This window comes from Leucobacter chromiireducens (assembly GCF_051993095.1).
Taxonomy (GTDB): domain Bacteria; phylum Actinomycetota; class Actinomycetes; order Actinomycetales; family Microbacteriaceae; genus Leucobacter; species Leucobacter chromiireducens.
In genome coordinates, this window is sequence record NZ_CP197024.1 from 2,771,020 (window position 1) to 2,788,878 (window position 17,859).

At 67.9% G+C, this 17,859-nt stretch carries 18 protein-coding genes and 1 pseudogene; 8 read left to right on the forward strand and 11 right to left on the reverse strand.

Going from position 1 to position 17,859, the window contains the following annotated elements; translation table 11 throughout:
• Window positions 1-6: 6 nt before the first annotated feature.
• Complete coding sequence (locus tag ACR81A_RS12545) at window positions 7-1,761, forward strand: bifunctional 3'-5' exonuclease/DNA polymerase (RefSeq protein WP_440311990.1); 1,755 nt, start codon at window positions 7-9, stop codon at window positions 1,759-1,761.
• Between the two features lie 67 nt (window positions 1,762-1,828).
• Here ACR81A_RS12545 and ACR81A_RS12550 read toward each other — a convergent pair whose 3' ends face one another.
• Window positions 1,829-2,368, reverse strand: a complete 540-nt coding sequence (locus ACR81A_RS12550; RefSeq protein WP_440311991.1) for a DNA modification methylase — start codon at window positions 2,366-2,368, stop codon at window positions 1,829-1,831.
• A gap of 169 nt (window positions 2,369-2,537) precedes the next feature.
• Here ACR81A_RS12550 and ACR81A_RS12555 point away from each other — a divergent pair, with 169 nt between their 5' ends.
• On the forward strand, window positions 2,538-3,023 hold the full coding sequence (locus ACR81A_RS12555) for a CarD family transcriptional regulator (protein WP_025134787.1): 486 nt from the start codon (window positions 2,538-2,540) through the stop codon (window positions 3,021-3,023).
• Window positions 3,024-3,098: 75 nt separating this feature from the next.
• Window positions 3,099-4,327, forward strand: a pseudogene (gene ispD / locus ACR81A_RS12560) (2-C-methyl-D-erythritol 4-phosphate cytidylyltransferase).
• A gap of 32 nt (window positions 4,328-4,359) precedes the next feature.
• Here the strand turns inward: ispD and ACR81A_RS12565 are convergent.
• Window positions 4,360-6,375 carry a DUF222 domain-containing protein gene (locus ACR81A_RS12565; RefSeq protein WP_440311992.1) on the reverse strand — a complete coding sequence of 672 codons (2,016 nt, stop codon included), beginning with the start codon at window positions 6,373-6,375 and terminating at the stop codon, window positions 4,360-4,362.
• Between the two features lie 169 nt (window positions 6,376-6,544).
• Window positions 6,545-7,654, reverse strand: coding sequence for a phosphoribosylformylglycinamidine cyclo-ligase (purM, locus tag ACR81A_RS12570; RefSeq protein ID WP_202380801.1), 1,110 nt, complete (start codon window positions 7,652-7,654; stop codon window positions 6,545-6,547).
• Between the two features lie 101 nt (window positions 7,655-7,755).
• Here purM and purF point away from each other — a divergent pair, with 101 nt between their 5' ends.
• The gene (gene purF / locus ACR81A_RS12575; protein ID WP_202380800.1) at window positions 7,756-9,216 is read left to right on the forward strand and encodes an amidophosphoribosyltransferase; all 1,461 of its coding nucleotides are present in this window, start codon (window positions 7,756-7,758) and stop codon (window positions 9,214-9,216) included.
• Window positions 9,217-9,327: 111 nt separating this feature from the next.
• Here purF and tatA (ACR81A_RS12580) read toward each other — a convergent pair whose 3' ends face one another.
• From tatA (ACR81A_RS12580) to ACR81A_RS12595, 4 genes are read right to left on the reverse strand one after another with little or no spacing between them, the layout of a single operon-like run.
• Window positions 9,328-9,606 carry a twin-arginine translocase TatA/TatE family subunit gene (tatA, locus tag ACR81A_RS12580; RefSeq protein ID WP_440311993.1) on the reverse strand — a complete coding sequence of 93 codons (279 nt, stop codon included), beginning with the start codon at window positions 9,604-9,606 and terminating at the stop codon, window positions 9,328-9,330.
• 30 nt (window positions 9,607-9,636) lie between these two features.
• Window positions 9,637-9,843 (reverse strand): twin-arginine translocase TatA/TatE family subunit, encoded by a 207-nt coding sequence (gene tatA, locus ACR81A_RS12585; RefSeq protein ID WP_202380798.1) that lies wholly within the window; start codon window positions 9,841-9,843, stop codon window positions 9,637-9,639.
• Window positions 9,844-9,874: 31 nt separating this feature from the next.
• The gene (locus tag ACR81A_RS12590) at window positions 9,875-10,300 is read right to left on the reverse strand and encodes a hypothetical protein (RefSeq protein WP_440311994.1); all 426 of its coding nucleotides are present in this window, start codon (window positions 10,298-10,300) and stop codon (window positions 9,875-9,877) included.
• Between the two features lie 35 nt (window positions 10,301-10,335).
• Window positions 10,336-10,701 carry a sterol carrier family protein gene (locus ACR81A_RS12595; protein WP_440311995.1) on the reverse strand — a complete coding sequence of 122 codons (366 nt, stop codon included), beginning with the start codon at window positions 10,699-10,701 and terminating at the stop codon, window positions 10,336-10,338.
• A 71-nt stretch (window positions 10,702-10,772) separates the two neighbouring features.
• Here ACR81A_RS12595 and purD point away from each other — a divergent pair, with 71 nt between their 5' ends.
• The gene (gene purD / locus ACR81A_RS12600) at window positions 10,773-12,026 is read left to right on the forward strand and encodes a phosphoribosylamine--glycine ligase (protein ID WP_440311996.1); all 1,254 of its coding nucleotides are present in this window, start codon (window positions 10,773-10,775) and stop codon (window positions 12,024-12,026) included.
• Between the two features lie 35 nt (window positions 12,027-12,061).
• Here purD and ACR81A_RS12605 read toward each other — a convergent pair whose 3' ends face one another.
• Window positions 12,062-12,391: a hypothetical protein gene (locus tag ACR81A_RS12605; protein WP_440311997.1), complete on the reverse strand. Its 330-nt coding sequence runs from the start codon at window positions 12,389-12,391 to the stop codon at window positions 12,062-12,064.
• A complete protein-coding gene (locus ACR81A_RS12610) occupies window positions 12,369-13,364 on the reverse strand; it encodes an SRPBCC domain-containing protein (protein WP_440311998.1) in 996 nt (331 codons plus the stop codon). The genes ACR81A_RS12605 and ACR81A_RS12610 overlap by 23 nt, the downstream gene beginning before the upstream one ends.
• A gap of 204 nt (window positions 13,365-13,568) precedes the next feature.
• Here ACR81A_RS12610 and ACR81A_RS12615 point away from each other — a divergent pair, with 204 nt between their 5' ends.
• The 3 genes from ACR81A_RS12615 (at window position 13,569) to purQ (ending at window position 15,576) form a co-directional block, all read left to right on the forward strand.
• On the forward strand, window positions 13,569-14,459 hold the full coding sequence (locus tag ACR81A_RS12615; protein WP_440311999.1) for a phosphoribosylaminoimidazolesuccinocarboxamide synthase: 891 nt from the start codon (window positions 13,569-13,571) through the stop codon (window positions 14,457-14,459).
• A gap of 143 nt (window positions 14,460-14,602) precedes the next feature.
• Window positions 14,603-14,872 (forward strand): phosphoribosylformylglycinamidine synthase subunit PurS, encoded by a 270-nt coding sequence (purS, locus tag ACR81A_RS12620; RefSeq protein ID WP_202380791.1) that lies wholly within the window; start codon window positions 14,603-14,605, stop codon window positions 14,870-14,872.
• On the forward strand, window positions 14,872-15,576 hold the full coding sequence (gene purQ, locus ACR81A_RS12625) for a phosphoribosylformylglycinamidine synthase subunit PurQ (protein ID WP_440312000.1): 705 nt from the start codon (window positions 14,872-14,874) through the stop codon (window positions 15,574-15,576). The genes purS and purQ overlap by 1 nt, the downstream gene beginning before the upstream one ends.
• 97 nt (window positions 15,577-15,673) lie before the next feature.
• Here the strand turns inward: purQ and ACR81A_RS12630 are convergent, their stop codons facing one another.
• Window positions 15,674-16,774, reverse strand: a complete 1,101-nt coding sequence (locus ACR81A_RS12630) for a GNAT family N-acetyltransferase (RefSeq protein ID WP_440312001.1) — start codon at window positions 16,772-16,774, stop codon at window positions 15,674-15,676.
• 49 nt (window positions 16,775-16,823) lie between these two features.
• On the reverse strand, window positions 16,824-17,810 hold the full coding sequence (locus tag ACR81A_RS12635; protein WP_440312002.1) for a hypothetical protein: 987 nt from the start codon (window positions 17,808-17,810) through the stop codon (window positions 16,824-16,826).
• Between the last annotated feature and the right edge of the window lie 49 nt (window positions 17,811-17,859).

Consider the following 17,859-nt stretch of genomic DNA (forward strand, 5'->3'; position numbering starts at 1 on the left):
GAGGCCGTGACTGAGGATCCCGCGCATTCGGCCCCACCCAGCCTGTGGGTGCTCGGTGAGGCGACGGAGCAGCGTGTACTCGCGATCCCCCTCTCGCGTACTGCCGAGCCCGCGGGAACCCCCGCGCCGCTGAGCATGGCTGATCTGCCCGGTTTCGTCGCTAAGCAGGAAGCAGCGGGAACTACCCGGTGGGTGTGGAGCGACACGGCGCACTGGTACCCCAAGCTTCTCGCGGCCGGGGTGCGGGTTGCCCGGTGCCACGATCTTCGGCTCTGCCACGCGATCCTTGCGCGTTCCGTGCGCGTCCAGGATCCGGCCCCGTTGCGCAGCGCCGCCGCCTGGGATGTGCCCTTCGTTCCCCCGGAGGCCCCGCCCGCCGAGGCTCCGATGCCCACGCTCTTCGAGCTTGCGGCAGCGCCGCGTTCCGCCGAGTCCGTGCCATACGACGCAGCGGAATCGCACGCCGAGCTCCTCCGCCAACACGTGGCGATCGCGCGGGATGGTGCACTGGGCATGCTGCTCGCGGCAGAGTCTGCAGGGGCACTCATCGCGGCCGAGATGAGTTCGGCCGGTCTCCCCTGGGACATTGCGGAGCACGAACGCATTCTCGAGGCTGAGCTCGGCCCGCGCCCACCGCTGCATGTGAAGCCCGCCCGCATGCTCGAGCTCGCGACGGAGGTGCGAGCCGCGCTCGATGACCCGACCGCGAGCCTCGATTCCCCGCCCAAGCTCGTACAGTCGCTCCGCCGTGCCGGCATCGATGTCGCGTCCACCTCTCAGTGGGAGCTCGCTGAACACGAACACCCCGCGATTCCGCCACTCCTGCGGTACAAGAAACTCTCGCGTCTCCTCTCGGCGAACGGGTGGGCGTGGCTCGACGAGTGGGTCCGTGATGGCCGCTACCGGCCGGTATACGTTCCTGGCGGCGTGCCCACCGGGCGCTGGGCCTCAAGCGGAGGCGGGGCGCTGCAGATCCCCCGTCAGCTTCGGCCTGCGCTGCGCGCCGATCCCAATTGGCGGCTCATCACCGCGGACGTCTCGCAACTCGAGCCTCGCGTTCTCGCAGCAACAGCGGGGGATCGCGCGCTTGCTGCCGCGGCCCGGGGCACTGACCTCTACGCGGGTGTGGTGAGTTCAGGCGCGGTGGCGACCCGCGAAGAGGCAAAGTTCGCCATGCTCGGCGCGATGTACGGTGCCACGACCGGCGAGTCCGGTCGGCTCGCCCCGCGTCTTCGCCGCAGCTACCCCGCGGCGATGGCGCTTGTCGACGACGCCGCGGCGACGGGAGAACGCGGCGGACAGGTCAGTACGCTGCTCGGACGCACGTCCCCGCGGCCGGATCCAGAGTGGTTCGATACCCAGTCTCGCGCCAGCCTGCCCGGCGCAACCTCCGCGGACGAGGCCCGAGCACGCCGATCCGCTCGCGAGTTTGGCCGCTTCACCCGCAACTTTGTTGTGCAGGGAACCGCCGCTGAATGGGCCCTCGCGTGGCTCGCGAGCCTCCGCGGCCGGCTCGCTGAGCTTCCCCAGGTGTCGGAGGCCCCGGCCGCGGGCTCGTCCGGCCCGCTCTTCGCACGACGCGCGCACCTCGTGTTTTTCCTGCATGACGAGGTGATCGTGCACGCCCCGGAAGAGCAGGCGGAACAGGCGGCTGAGGCAGTCCGTGCCGCAGCAGAGGATGCCGCGCGGCTCCTCTTCCCCGGTGCGCCCATCGACTTTCCGCTCGACCTCGCCATCGTGACGCGCGCCAGCGCGAAGTAGCGTCCGGCTCACGCAACAACGCCCCCGAGGATCATTCCTCAGGGGCGTTGTGCACTGCAGCCGTGAACTACTTGCTTGCAGCCTCGGTCTGTGCCTCATCCGCAGCGTTCTCGTCCTGCGCGAAATCCGCCGGGAGTACGTAGTTGCGGTACTCCGCGAGCGTGCCGTCAAGCACGGGGATCTTATGCTCAACCTCGGCCGAGCCGGCCTGCTGGAAGTATGCATCGATCGTCTGGCCGGGGGTAAGCCCGGGGATCGTCACGAGCACGGGAGCCTCGTCACCCTCGGGGTTGCCGAAGAGCGTGTTGCCGGTCGGTACCGTGAACTCGGCGCGCGCCTGCTGCGATCCCTCGTTCATGAAGGTCACCGCGAGGTCCTGCTCCGCACCGGTGAGGTTGACCGCACCGAATACGACGTTGAAGTTCTCGCCGCTCTCGTCAGCGATCAGCATGATGTTGCGCACATCGACGCCCTCGACGTTGACGTCAACGCCATCGCTCGGGGCGTAGGGCTTGAGCGTTCCCTGCGGTGCGATCAGGCTGCATCCGGTGGCGCCGAGGGCGAGGGCCGCCGCGATCGCGATGGACGAGGCAATCCGAATCTTCAAGGTGGTCCTCCGAGCCGTGGGTCTATCTGTGAGTGTGCTCCACGTAGACGGCGCACACAGTCATCTCTCATCATACCCACCCCCACGCAGAGCGTGCAGCTTAGGTAAGCCTAACTCCGCCGAGAAGGGGTGTGGTATCCTAGTGGTTGGACTGTAAAGGAGCCACTCGATGCAATTTGAGGTCGGAGAGACCGTCGTCTACCCCCACCACGGCGCAGCCAAGATCATCGAGGTGAAGAAGCGCAAGCTGGGTGGCGAGGAAAAGCTTTTCCTGAAGCTGCAGGTAAACCAGGGCGATCTCACCATCGAGGTTCCCGCTGAGAACTGCGATCTCGTCGGTGTTCGCGACGTGATTGACAAGGAAGGCCTCGAGCGCGTGTTCGAGGTGCTTCGCGCCCCGTTCACCGAGGAGCCCACGAACTGGTCTCGCCGGTACAAGGCCAACCTTGAGAAGCTCGCCTCCGGCGACGTGATCAAGGTATCCGAGGTCGTCCGCGACCTGTGGCGCCGCGACCAGGAAGTTCGCTCGCTCTCGGCTGGTGAGAAGCGCATGCTCGCGAAGGCGCGGCAGATCCTCGTCTCGGAGCTCGCACTCGCTGAGAAGACCGATGAGGAGAAGGCTGGCGCCGTCCTCGATGAGGTGCTCGCTTCCTAAGCCTCGGCACGCCGTACCAAAACGCCCCGCACGTGATGCGGGGCGTTTTGTTTTCCCCGCGGGTACGCTGGGGCTATGAGCGCCCACCACTCTGAATCTGCGACACATCCGCTTCCCGCACTTGGCGTCATCTTGGTCGGTGCTGGGTCAGGCCGCCGCCTGGGCGCGGAGGTACCGAAGGCCTTCGTCGAGCTTCGTGGACGCACGCTGATCGAGTTCGGCATCAGCGTGGTGACGTCCCTCCCCCACGCGGGTCATCTGGTGCTCGTCATCCCTGAGGCGCGTGCGGCTCAAGCGCTGGAACTCGTGGATGCGATCCTGCCCCGGGATTCCGACTGGACCGTGTCCGTTGTGGCGGGTGGCCGTGAGCGTCACGAGTCAGTGCGCTTCGGCCTTGAGGCGCTCCCCGCAAGCGTCGAGACCGTGTTGGTGCACGATGCTGCACGCCCCTTCGCAAGCGCCGAGTTGTTCGAGCGCGTTGCAGCCGAGGTGGTGCGCACGGGTGATTCGGTGGTGCCCGCGCTCCCCGTGACCGACACCCTCAAGCGAGTCGACGCTGACGGGGTGGTGCACGAGACCGTTGACCGCACCCCGCTGGTTGCCGTGCAGACGCCTCAGGGGTTCCCTCGAGAGCTTTTGGCTGCGGCGCACTCCGCACGTTCGGAGGGCCCCGGTGACATGCTCCCCACGGATGATGCTGAGGTCGTGCAGCGGTCGGGCGGCCGGGTGCGCACGGTGCCGGGAGAGCTTCGTGCCCACAAGCTGACCACCCCCGAAGACATGCCCATTCTCGAGCACTTCCTTGCCGCGAACGCTGTGGGCCTGGAGGAGGACGCGTGATGCGGGTGGGCTCTGGCTTTGACGTCCATGCCTACGACGAGTCGGCGCCGCTGCGCCTCGCTGGCCTGGACTGGCCGGGAGAGCCAGGTCTCAGTGGCCACAGTGACGGCGATGCGGTGTGCCACGCGGTCGTGGACGCTCTGCTGTCCGCTGCGGGGCTTGGAGACATCGGAGAGTTGGTGGGTGTCGACGAGCCCGGCACGGAGGGCGCCGCAAGTACGGACTTCGTGCGCTTGGCTCTTGAGCGGCTCGCGGCCGCAGGGTTTGCCCCGGTGAACGTGAGCGTACAGATCGTGGGCAATCGTCCGCGCTTCTCCGCTCGCCGCGAGGAGGCTCAGCTGGTGATGAGTGAGCTCGTCGGCGCACCAGTGTCTCTCGCTGCGACAACGACCGATCATTTGGGTTTCACCGGTCGCGGCGAGGGACTCGCCGCGATTGCAACCGCGCTCATCGAACAGCGCTGAACTCTTCTCTGAGCTTCGCTGCAACCTCTCCATCAGAACGGGTGATCGTCGGGGTCATCGTCAACGACGGGCCGTGGAGGAACAAGCGGTCGTGCTGTGCGGACCGGCGGTGTCGGTGCTGCAGCCTTCGGTGCTGATGAGCTCGGCGCTGATACCGGTGCTGTGGACGGCGGCGATGACCTCGTCACTGATGGCCTCGGTGGTGGTGTTCCGGTGTTCTCGTGTTTTAGGAACCTCACCCGGCTTGGCGGTTCATCGTCGTACACGCGTCCGGTTGGGGATCGCCAGCGCATCCTCCCGTCCGGCAACAAACGGTGGTCCCAGTCAGAGTTGTGCTTCATCGTGTGGTGGCCACGGCAGAGATGTGCCAGGTTGTCTGTGGATGTCGTGCCGCCATCTGCTGCGGGGATCGTGTGGTCGATATCGCAGCGGTTCACCGGCACCCGGCAACCGGGGAACCTGCAGTGCAGGTCGCGGGCCCCGAGGAAACGGCGCATCTGTGCACTGGGCCGATACCGGTCCACACTCAGCACATCCCCACTCTCACCCGACACGGTGACCTTCTCCCAGAAGTCCGCGTGACCTGCGTAGCCACGAATCTGTTCAGGGTCGACGGGTCCGGACCCGATGAGTTCGGCATCCGTGAACTCCGGCGGCGAGGAAGCAGTGGGGTCACTGCCGGTACCTGCCGGGGGTGCTGTGGTGGTCACCACGACCTGGATGTGCGCCCGCACCGCCTCCTCCGGAGACCCCGCAACCAGCCGCATCGGATCCCCAGCAAGGAGCAAGTCCCGGAGCACATCCGTGCGAGTCTGAGCGCGACTGCGCTTGGGAAGCCCTGCCCGGATCTCTCGCACCCCGGGACGCCCGCCTTTCATGCCCGGGCGGAGTTCCCGGAGGAGGCGCCGTCGTTCTGCGACGCTCTGTGCTCTCATGCTCCGAGGCGTGCGCGCGGTGTGCGCGGGTGACGCTTCACCCGTGCCCGTGCCCGTGATGGTGCCCGCGCCCGTGCTCGTGTCTGCGAGACCGGTGCCGCTGTCCGTGAGGGTGCGGGTGAGTTGGTGCTCGGTGACTTCCGCGGACTTCGCGAGCCGCGTCAAGCGATCATGAATGGCATACGCCACCGGTGACGGCATGAACGCGACCAGTTCCGCCATGCCGTTCTCGTGATCACGCACCCACACCCGCCGCTCACACTCCGGGGAGGGTGCAGGAGCGCCGGTGTTTGGTTCGGTGGCGCTGGGATCGGTGCTTGTTGGAGCTGTGTCGTTCGGGTCGGTGCTCACCGGGTCAGAGGCACTCGGGTCGGTGCTGGACGGATCCGGGGAAGCCGTGTCCGGACCAGCAGAGCCATCGATCGTGGAGTCAACGCCCGGGAACGGGGCCGGCTTCGGAAGGGATCTCGCGAGCTCGCGGGCGAGCTTCCGCGCGATCGGCCGCAAACGCTGCGGAGTCTGGGACTCAGCACGCCGCAGTACTTCCGCCTCGTATCGGCCCCGCACACGCACCGAATCCGGATCCTGCCCAAGCCCCAGCGCGTCCGCGGACTCCACGAGTGCCCGCACATGCTCGGGAGAGACCTGCCCGGTGAGCATGCGTGGCAGAGTCGCCGGGAAACGCATCGTGAGTGCGCTCGCAAGGTTCAGATCGCGTTCCACGATGTGTTCGCTCTGATGGAGGGCGGTCGCGATCTCGGCACGCAGGGAACGGTACGGGATGTCACCGCTTCCGGAAGGGGCGCGGTGCACCGCGGTCTCCATCGCGAAGGAAAGAACGTTCAGGCGTGCGGCGGCGAGAATGCCTTGGAAACGATCGAACTGTTCCAGCATGCCGACCACGTCATCCACCACCCGAACAGAAAACACGGGCGGGATGACACCCGGGGTTGCGGACGCGAAGGCTTTGGCGAAGAGCTCGGTGGGGTCGAACTCCGGGGTGGCGGCGGGGTTTGGAGCGGACGGGCTGGGGGCCTTCGTGAAGCGCACCCGGGAAGCCCGGCGGGACGCGGTCGGCGAGCCAGTAGGGGGAGAACCTCGGGTGGTGGTCATGGGCTCATTCAAGCAGTGACCACTGACATTCAGACCCCAGAAAACCGCGGAAACACGCGGCAAAACAGGACACCGTGAGGAAGCCCTGATCCCACTCTGGAAAGTCACCTCACCCTCAAGTAGAGAGTGAATCCAGCCGAGCAGCGGCCCACCAAGGGGGCCGCAGTGGTTACGCCGCGTAGCCGCCCACGAGGCGCACGGCGCCGCCGTCGACACCCTTTGCGCCCTGCTCAAAACCGGTGAAATCGCGAGCAGTGCTCGACACCGTGCCGGCCACCCAAGTCTCCAGCCCCTCGGCCGTGAGCGCGGCAGCAACCTGCGGCGCCTGATCCGCGGCGACAACCGCGAACATGCCCACACCCAAGTTCCAGGCGCCCTCGAGCGACTCGAGCGAGTGCCCGCCCAGCTCAGCAAGGTGGCGGAAGACGGGCAGCGGGGACCACGTGCCGCGATCCACCTCGACCCAGGTGCCCTGGGGCAGCACGCGCGCGAGGTTGGCAGCAATGCCGCCGCCCGTGACGTGGCTCAGCATGTGGATCGCGCCATCGAGCGCGGGATCCTCGAGCACGCGCAGCAGCGGGCCCGTGTACAGCGCGGTCGGCGTAAGGAGCGCCTCCCCGTAGCTCGCGCCCAGGTCGTCGCTGTGGTCGTGGTACCCGATCCCACGCTCAGCAAGGATGTGACGCACGAGCGAGAAGCCGTTCGAGTGCAGGCCCGATGCCGCCATCGCGAGCACGACGTCGCCATCCTGCACTCGCGAGGGCTGCAGCATCTTGTCGGCCTCGACCACGCCCGTTGCGGCACCGGCCACGTCGTAGTCGTCGGGTCCGAGCAGCCCGGGGTGCTCAGCGGTCTCGCCGCCGACGAGCGCCGTTCCCGTCGCCGAGCAGGCCTCAGCAATGCCACGCACGATGTCCGCAATGCGCTCGGGCACCAGCTTGCCGCACGCGATGTAGTCGGTCATGAACAGGGGCTTTGCACCCACCACAACGATGTCGTCGACGACCATTGCCACGAGGTCCTGGCCGATGGTGTCGTGCTTGTCCATCGCCTGCGCGATCGCGACCTTGGTGCCAACGCCATCCGTGGACGAGGCGAGCAGCGGCCGCTTGTAGCCGGTCAACGCGGTCGCGTCGAACATTCCGGCGAAGCCGCCAACGCCACCGAGCACCTCGGGGCCGTGCGTGCGGGTCACCGCAGACTTCATCAGTTCGACGGCAAGGTCACCCGCCGCGGTATCCACTCCGGACTGGGCATAGATCGACGCGTTTTCGCTCACAGCACGAGAGTCTACCGTGCCTGCAGGGCCGCCCAGGTTGTGGGAGACTAGTCGGGCGTCCATCCGGCGCACCACCCAGTTTTCAGGGAGCACCACAACGCATGTGCGGCATCGTCGGTATTGTCTCGTCCGAACCCGTTAACCAGCAGATTTACGACAGCCTGACCCTGCTGCAGCACCGCGGCCAGGACTCGACTGGAATCGCCACGCTTGAGGGCGACTTCTTCCACATGGTGAAGGCGAAGGGGCAGGTGCGCGAGGCGTACCGCACCCGCGACATGCGCCAGCTCGCCGGCACGGTCGGCCTCGGCCACGTGCGCTACGCCACTCGCGGCAACGCTGCCCGCGAGGAGGAGGCGCAGCCGTTCTACGTGGGCGCCCCCTACGGCATCATCCTCGTGCACAACGGCAACCTCACCAACACTCGTGAACTCACGGCCGAGCTCTACAACGTGGATCGCCGCCACCTCAACACGCACTCCGACACCGAGCTGCTGCTCAACGTGCTCGCCAACGAACTGCAGTCTGGCATTGCGGGGCTCTCGCTCGACGAAGACCAGATTTTTGACGCAGTCTCCCGCGTGCACGAGCGCGTGGAGGGCTCGTACGCAACGATCGCTCTGATCGCCGGCTACGGCCTGCTTGCGTTCCGCGATCCGTTCGGGATCCGCCCGCTCGTGCTCGGCAAGCGCACTGGCGCGACGGGCCGTGACGAGTGGGTCGTCGCCTCTGAGTCGCTCGTGCTCGAGTCCGGCGGCTACGAAATTGTGCGCGATGTCGCCCCCGGCGAGGCGATCCTGATCACCCCCGATGGGGCAATGACCTCGCGGCAGTGCGCGCGCAACCCGCGCCTCGTGCCCTGCGCGTTCGAGTACATCTACCTCGCACGCCCCGACTCGGTGTTGAGCGGCATCTCCGTGTACGACGCGCGCCTGCGCCTCGGCGAGACGCTCGCCGAGCAGGTGGCCCGCGAGATCCCCACGGGCGATATCGACGTCGTCATGCCGATTCCCGACTCCGGCCGCCCGAGCGCGATGCAGATGGCGCAGCAGCTCAACATCCCCTACCGCGAGGGCTTCTTCAAGAACCACTACGTCGGCCGCACCTTCATCATGCCCGGGCAGGCGGTGCGCAAGCGCAGCGTCCGCCAGAAGCTCAACGCCATGAGCGTCGAGTTCGCGGGCAAGAACGTCCTGCTCGTTGACGATTCCATCGTGCGCGGCACGACCTCGAAGGAGATCGTGGAGATGGCGCGGGCCGCCGGTGCGCGCAGCGTGACCTTCGCCTCCGCCGCACCCCCTGTGCTCTTCCCGCACGTCTACGGCATCAACATGCCCACCCGCACCGAGCTCATCGCGCACGATCGCACGAACGCGCAGATCAACGCTGCGATGGGCAGCGACGCGCTCGTGTACCAAACGGTCGAGGGCATGAACCGAGCGATCCTCGCCGGCCAGTCCGCGGTCACGGAGCTCGAGCAGAGCTGCTTCACCGGTGAGTACGTCACCGGCAACATCGACGCCGAGTACCTCGCCTGGGTGGAAGCCACGCAGGAGAGCTAGCCACCGAAGAGAGCTCGTCACGCACGAAAAACGCCGCAGGCGCTGATCCCCATCAGATTGGGATCAGCGCCCGCGGCGTATGTGGCGCGTCGTCGACGCGCTGGCCGAGCGCTAGCTGCCGGGTTTCGGCTCCTCGCCGGGAGTCGTGTCCCCCGTGGGCTTCGCGTCGGCGGCAGGAACGTCTGCGGCAGGAACGTCGGCGGCAGGAGCATCGGAATCCGCGGCCGGCTTTCCGCCCTCTTCCGCGCCATCGTTGCGCACTTCCTTCTTCAGGATGCGCATCGACTGGCCGAGGCTCTTCGCGAGCCCCGGCAGCTTCGGCGCACCGAAGAGGAGCAGGATGATGAAGAGGATGATGATGAGCGTGGGGCCGCCCATGTTGCCGATCATAGAATCCCTATTCCTTTTCGCTGCGGTCGGTTAGGAGGCGTCGGTGCTGCGCGGCGTCTTCGCCGCGTCGTCACTCGCCTCGCCCGTGCCAGCGTCGTCGTTGCGTACTTCCTTCTTCAGGATGCGCATCGACTGGCCGAGGCTCTTCGCGAGCCCGGGAAGCTTCGGCGCACCAAACAACAGCAGGATGACGAAGAGGATGACCAGCATGTGCCAGCCACTGAGGTTGCCCAGCATGTGAATGCTCCGATCGTTCGTAGTGACGCGATTATCGCACGTCGGACTGAATAGCGACCCCGCTGCCGCGAGATCGTCGCGCAATGACGCCCAGCACGAGCGAGAGCAGTGCTCCGATGCCGAGTCCGATCGCCGCCCCGATGACAGCCATGAAGCCCACCGCCTGCCCCAGCGTGTAGTCGGCCTTCTCCGCGACGGGGAAGACGAGCACGAGCAACATGGCGATGATCGCGCCGAGCGCCGCGGTACCCACGAGCACCCGCCCGTACCGCACTGAGCGCTGCAGGGTGACCTCGCGCGAGGCCTCAGTCACCACGGGCTCGACGGCCTCGGGCTCGACCTCGACCTCGGCCTCGGCGACCTCGGGCTCGGTCATCTCGGGCGTGAGCGGCTCGGGCGAAACGGGCTGCGCGGGATCCTGCTGCGGCTGCGGGGCCGCGGCCTCGGGAGTACTCATGTGTCTATTCTCTCAGGCTTGGACTGGGGATCGAATCAACCGGCTCGGCGTACGAGCGGCAGCAGCCCCGTGAGATTCGCTCGGGTGCCCGAAACGGAGACCCGAGCGGCAACGAGCGCGTCGTCCCAGAGCAGCTCACCGGTCGCGAGTGCCAACCAGGTGTCTGGGTCAGTCTCGATCACATTGGGCGGCGTGCCCCGTGTGTGGCGCGGGCCTTCAACGCACTGCACCGCACCAAAGGGCGGCACGCGCACCTCAACGGAGTTCCCTGGAGCGCGCTCCGCAAGCTCCTCAAGCAAGTACCGCACCGCGGTGGCCTGCACGGTTCGTGGCGTGTCAGGGCCGCTCACCGCGGCGAGAGCCGCCCGGCCGTCCACGTCCGAGATCCTGCGCTTTGCCATGCGAATCAGCCTAGCGCGCTCGCACCCGTCCGGCGGCGGCGAGCACGCGCGGGGACGCTAGGCTTATCGGCGTGAAGATCCTCGTCTTGGGGCCGGGTGCCCGTGAACACGCCATCGTTCTTGCGCTCCTCTCGGAGAACGCCGACCACGAGGTCGTCTGCGCCCCCGGCAACGCCGGGATCGCTGCGAGCGGCGTGGAGACCCCCGAGCTCGCGTACACCGACCCGGCAGCTGTTGCCGCGTTCGTTGCCGAGCGCGGCTTCGACCTCGTGGTAATCGGGCCCGAGGCGCCGCTCGTCGCGGGCGTCGCGAATCCGCTGCGCGCTGCGGGCGTGCCCGTGTTCGGGCCGGATCAGGATGCCGCGCAACTTGAGGGCTCGAAGGCATTCGCGAAGCGCGTGATGGATGCCGCAGAGGTTCCCACCGGACGCGCTGCTCGCGTCGGCTCGGTGGCCGAGGCCGGGAACGTACTCGACGAGTTCGGCGCCCCTTATGTGGTGAAGGCCGACGGCCTCGCCGCAGGCAAGGGCGTGCTGGTCACCGAGGATCGCGACGCGGCCCTCGCGCACGTCGAGACCTGGGCTCCCCACGGCGATGTGCTCGTCGAGGAGTTCCTCGACGGCCAGGAGGTGTCGCTCTTCTTCTTCGCTGACGGGCACGACGTGCTGCCCCTCAGCCCGGCGCAGGACTACAAGCGCATCTTCGACGGCGACGCTGGCCCGAACACGGGCGGCATGGGCGCGTACTCGCCGCTGCCGTGGGTGGCCGACGACTTCGTCGCCGAGATCACCCGAACGGTTGCCCTGCCCACCGTTCGCCAGCTTGAAGCTGAGGGCACGCCCTTTGTTGGGCTGCTCTACTGCGGGCTGATCGTCACGGAGAAGGGCGTTCGCGTCATCGAGTTCAACGCGCGCTTCGGTGACCCGGAGACTCAGGTGGTGCTCGCTCGCCTCGAGTCGCCGCTCAGCCAGTACCTGCTCGCCGCGGCGACGGGGAAGCTGGCCGAGCAGCCCGAGGCGCAGTTCTCAGATGAGCCCGCGGTCATCGTAGTGGTGGCGAGCGAGGGATACCCGGGCGACGTGGTGACGGGCCGCCCCATCGGCGGCCTCGATGCTGCCGCTGCGGTGCCCGGTGTGCACCTCGTGCACGCCGCAACGGCCCGCGATGCCGACGGCGGCTGGGTGGCGACCGGCGGTCGCGTGCTCGGCGTCGTTGCGCGCGGTGAGACCTTTGGCGCGGCGCGCGAGCGCGCGTACGAGGCCGTCGGCCTTATTGAGCTCGAGGGCGGGCAGCACCGCACCGATATCGCCGCACGCGTGGCCTAAACGGCACCGCGGACGATCCAAACGGGGTCGCGGGATCAGCGAAGCTGGCCCTGCGGCCCCGTTTCTGCATCAGTCAGCCCAATGTTGGCGGCGCGATGGACACGCCGCGAAATACGCCACGCGGCGAGCGCGGCGGCGACACACATGGCGAGCGCGACGGCCATGAGCACGAGGTACCGTGTTTCCGTGCGGGCGTCCTCGTAGGGTTGGCTGTCTGACCAGTCGAGCATCCCGCGCACAAAGACGAGCGCGGTGCCCAGACCTACGGCCGCAGTGATGAGCGCAGCAGCGAACGCCCCCGACCGTCGAGGGTGGGTCGCAGGACGCGGGAGTTGTCCCGAGTCAGTGCTCGCGCGCCGGCCCATCAGGCAGGTCGCCTCGAATCAGCGCATCGAAGTCGAGTTCAGCGGTCGTGGGCTCATCCTCGACGTCGGTGGGCTCGCTCTCGTCAGGAGCGCTTTCCTGCCCGTCGTCGGTCTGGGCGGCTGCACTCTGGGCTGCCTCATTCTGGGCGGCCTCATTCTCGGCGGCCTCGATCAGTTCAGCCTCGATCTGCGCGGCGGCCTCCGGGGTAAGCGGCTCGACCCGGATCGTATCGTCCAGATCCTCGGGCTCGGTGTCGTCATCGCTCTCGGTGTCGACGTCGCCTTCGGCCTCTGCCTCTGCCTCTGCCTCTGCCTCTGCCTCTGCGTCAGTCTCATCGCCAGCGGTGCTGCCGTCGTCCTCGGCCGGGTTCTCCGCCTCGGCCAGATTCTCCGCTTCGGTCGCGCCCTCGGCCTCGACGGGCGCCTCGTCTGCGCCATCGGCCGCGGTCTCTTCCAGCGCAGGGTGCTCTGCAGCGGGCTCCTCCTCAGCAGCGATGGGTGCCGCGATGGCCGGAGCGGGTGACTCGACGCGACCCTCGGCAACAGCAGCCTCAAGCGCCGTCGTGAGGTCGCGGAGCAGCACCTGCCAGCCATCCTGCGATGCTGCGGCCCGCGCAGCGGCCTCGGGCAGTGCATCGAAGCCCGTCTCGGTGACCGTGATGCCGGTCTCTTCACCCTGGGTGCGAAGCGTGACCAGCACCGCCGTCTCGCGCTCGTCGCCAGCCTCGCGCCAGCGGAAACCCAGCGCGTGGCCCTCGACCCACACATCCACCGTTCCGCTCGCATCGCGGCTCACCGAGGTCTCGCCGGTATCCTCCGACCAGCGCTCGGAGATCGCACCACCCACGTTCGGCTCCAGCTGCAGTTCGGGCCACCACTCCGCACGCCGTTCAGGCTCGGAAAGGTACGCCCACGCGGCAGTCCGTGCCGCCCGCAACCGGCTTCTCGCCACAACCGGCCCGAGTGGGATCATGGTCTTCCTCCGCGTTCTTTGATGATGGATCCAAGAGCAGCGCTCCCCATCTACAAATGACCTTAACCGTCGCCCCCGACATCCCCGTGCACCAGGGGCGAATGTCGCGGAAATACGCGGTTCTGCGCCAGCGCGCCGCGCTCGATCCCGACCCCGCGTTTCGAGCGGAACCGCCCCGGCGACGCGAGGTGAAAGAATGGGGGCGTGACGGAACTTTCCTCTCCCCTGCAGCTGCCCGGTTGGACCCACACCTACTCTGGGAAGGTGCGCGACCTCTACGTCCCCACCGACGGCCCGCAGAACGTGCTCCTCGTCGTTGCGAGCAACCGCGTGAGCGCGTTCGACCACGTCCTCGAGCCGCCGATTCCCGGCAAGGGCGAGCTGCTCACCTCACTGTCGAACTGGTGGTTCGAACAGATCGACCGCCCGAACCACCTCATCGCGCCAGCGCCCGGCATTCCCGAGGTCCCCGCAGAGGTTGCCGGCCGGGCCATGCTGACCCGCCGCCTGGAGATGTACCCCGTGGAGTGCGTGGTGCGCGGCGCGCTGACCGGCTCGGGCTATGCCGAGTACGTGCAGACCGGCGCCGTGTGCGGGATCGAATTGCCCGCCGACATCACCGACGGCGATCTGCTCGACACCCCGATCTACACGCCGGCGTATAAGGCGCCGCTTGGCGAGCACGACGAGAACATCACCTTCGAGCGCAGTGTCGAGCTCGTGGGCGAAGAGGTCGCGACGGAACTGCGCGACGCCTCCCTCGAGATCTTCACCCGCGCCCGCGAGCTCGCGGCAGCGCGCGGCGTGGTGCTCGCCGACACGAAGTTCGAGTTCGGCCGCGACCCCGAGACGGGTGAGCTGGTGCTCGCCGACGAGGTGCTGACGAGCGATTCCTCGCGCTACTGGGACGCGGCGACGTACGAGGATCCCGAGCTGGCTGCGGGCGAGCGCCTCGCGTCGTTCGACAAGCAGATTGTGCGCAACTGGCTCGCCGCCAACTGGGACAGAACGGGCACCCCGCCCGAGCTGCCCGAGGAGATCGTGGCGCAGACCCGCGCCCGCTATCAGGAGCTGTACGACCGCATCACTGCGTAGCCTGCGCTCGGCCTGCTCCCTGGAGCGCCACAGGATCCGGGTCTGGAGCATCGCGCTCGCCGGGTAGACTGGCTGCAGGGAGCGGGGCGAACACACGCGCCGCATCACCCACCGACCGTCGAATCGCGAAACCGGAGTCGCCAGTGCCCACGATTGTTGTTGATGTCATGCCCAAGGCCGAGCTGCTCGATCCGCAGGGCAAGGCCACTACCGGCGCGCTGGATCGCCTGGGCCACGGCAAGTTCGAGAATGTGCGCATCGGAAAGCGCTTCGAGTTCACCGTCGAGGGCGAGGTGACCGCCGAGGTGCTCGCCGAGGTGCGTCAGGTTGCCGACGAGATCCTCTCGAACTCGGTGATCGAGGACGTCGTCGCGATCTCCGTCGACGGTGTGCCCGCCGGAGAGGCTCAGTAATGGCGACCCGGATCGGCGTCGTCACGTTCCCGGGTTCCCTCGACGATCGCGACGCGCAGCGTGCCATCCGCATCGCCGGCGCCGAGCCCGTTGCGCTCTGGCACGCGGACCACGATCTGCAGGGTGTCGACGCGATCGTGCTGCCTGGTGGCTTCAGCTACGGCGACTACCTGCGCCCCGGCGCGATCGCCGCAATCGCACCGATCATGACCGAGGTGATCGCCGCTGCGAACCGTGGGATGCCCGTGCTCGGTATCTGCAACGGCTTCCAGGTGCTCGTCGAGGCGAAGCTTCTGCCCGGCGGTCTCATCCGCAACGCGCACCAGCAGTTCATCCGCCGAGACCAGCGCCTCGTCGTCGAGAACGTCGACACCGCGTGGACGCACCTCTTCACCCCCGGCGAAGAGATTGTCATCCCGCTGAAGAACGGTGATGGCGGCTACATCGCCAACGACGAGACGCTGAAGCGGCTCGAGGGCGAGGGCCTCATCGCCTTCCGCTACGCCGAGGTGAACCCGAACGGTTCGCTGCACGACATCGCCGGCCTCAGCAACGAGCGCGGCAACGTCGTGGGCCTCATGCCGCACCCCGAGCACGCGGTTGAGGCGGGGTTCGGCCCCGACATGCCCGACGCGATGCGATCCGGCACCGATGGGCTCCGCTTCTTCGAAGCAGCGATCCAGGCGCTCACCGCTCGCGTCTAAGCGCCGAGCGGTACAACGCTGAGAGCCGCCATCCTCACTAGGGGATGGCGGCTCTCAGCGTTTCTGCACGGACGGGGCGCGGCAATTTCGATTGGGATCAGGCCGCGCGCGACGCCCGCGTGAGCGGGGCCTGCGCGGGATCAATCCCGTACGCGAGCAGACGGAAGCTGGTGCCGTCTTCACGCATGATGTCGTGCTCGCGGTCGAGCAGCCGGGAGAAGCCCATCCGGTCGTACATCTCGTAGGCCGCGACCATCTCGGTGCTCGTGTTGAGCACCACCTGGTCCACCGCGCGGATGCGGCCGAGCCGCAGCCCGTGGCGCATCATGAGCGAGCCGATGCCGCGGCCGCGCGCCGCGCCGCCGACACCGAGCAGTCGCAGGTCCATCTCCCCCGCCCGCGCGACATCGCTCAGCACCTCGCCCGCGTGCGGGGTCGTGATCGTGGCGAGCAGAGTGCCCGTTTCGGCGTCTTCCGCGACCCACACGAGGTGCTGCGCGGCACGCGTTGCGACGTCGGCGATCTCCGCGAGATACTCATCGGGCAGACGATCGTAGTCGTCACGGTAGGCGGCAAGCACGAGCTCGCTGACCGCGGGAATCTCATCCGGGCGAATCTCGCGGACGCGCACGTCCTCGCGCTCCTGCAGCGAGTAGACGAAGCTCAGGGAGGCACCGTAGTTCGCGCCGTCAAGCTGACGGTCGAGCTCCGGGGTGCGCTCGAATCCAACGCGCGCGTAGAGTCGCGCTGCCGGGTTCCGCTCGCCGGTGTCGAGACGCACCACGCGCGCGCCCCAGCGCAGGGCCTGCTCGATGCCAGCGCGCACCAGCGCCTCACCCACACCGGCCCCACGCACGCTCGGGGAGACAACGACGAGCCGCAGCTCGACCTCGCCGGGCGTCGCGAGCTTCGTGTAGGTGGTGCCGCCGCGCAGCACCGACACCGCGCCGATCAGCTCACTGCCACGCACGGCCACCAGGATTCGGCCGTCCGCATCGCGGCCCGCCGAGTCCTGCTCCACGGCCGCCCACTGCGCGTCTCCCGCGAGCTCGGCGCCGTAGGTGCTCTCGGCGTAGGCCGCACGCACGAGCGCCGCCTCCGCGGCGTACTCCCCTTGCGTGATCGGTCGGATCACGAAGGCGGGCGCTGCGGAGGCGGCGGGTGCGGCGTGTTCGGGCGTCAGGTCTGTCTCAGGCACCCGAGTATTTTACTCTCGTTGCCTGATCCGCCCTACCTGGGCGCAGCGACTACTGCGGGGGCAGCGGGGCGCCCGGAACGCTGAAGTCTGGCTGACCGTTCGGCAGCGCGGGGATCGGGCGACCATCCGCGAAGGTGGGCCAGGGCAGCAGCGGTCCAGCGGCCTGCGGTGCCGCGGCCACGGGCGCAGCTTGAGCCGCACTCGGTGTTCCGGGCAGCGACTGCGCGGACGGGGCCTGCGTGGCAGGCGTCAGCGGGGCGGGGGCCGGCGGGGTCGCGATGGGCGCTGCGAGCGGTGCGGCTCGGTACGGCTCGATCGGGGTGCCGCGATCCTGAGCTGCCTGTCGCAGTGACGCCCGTGCGGTCTCACGCTCCGGAGCACCGTACGACCAACGCAGCAGCAGCGTGATCGCGAGGCCGAGCGCCGTGAGGATCAGCGTGGCGACGGCGATCTTCCAGTACAGCTCCGGGATGATCACGTTGAACGTTTCGATCGCAATCGGCGCCGTGAACAGGATGCCGGCGAGCACCGCGAGCATGCTCGTGATGAACGCAAAGCGGCCGATCGTCTCGGGCTTCCCCTCGCTCATGCCGAGCAACAGCTGACAGCAGCCCAGCACGAGTCTCGTCACGCCGATCACGAGGATGCTCTTCCACAGCAGCGACCAGCCCAGCAGGAACGGATCGTACGGCGTCATCCACGTCACGATGAGCAGCAGCGCGAGGATGTAGGAGTTCGCGATCAGCGCGACCGGCGCGTACCACTCCGAGCGCAGCTCGCGACGAGTGTCGAGCGCAGTGAGCCCGACGAACACCGCGAACACGAGGAATGTGGCAAAGACGCGCTCGAACTTGCCCTGGAAGTCGCCGATAAAGAGGAGCGAGATCGAGGCGAGGGTGAGCGCCGCAAGCAGCACGATGCTGATCTTCAGGAACGTGGACAGCTTGCGCGGCTCGGCGCCGCCCTTCGTGGTCGCGGCGGGGGCTGCCGACTCGGCGCCAGTGACGCGATCGGGTGCTGCGTTCGGGGTACTCATGCACCCAGTTTCGCGGTTCACGCTGAAAAACGCCAGAAACACCCGCGCT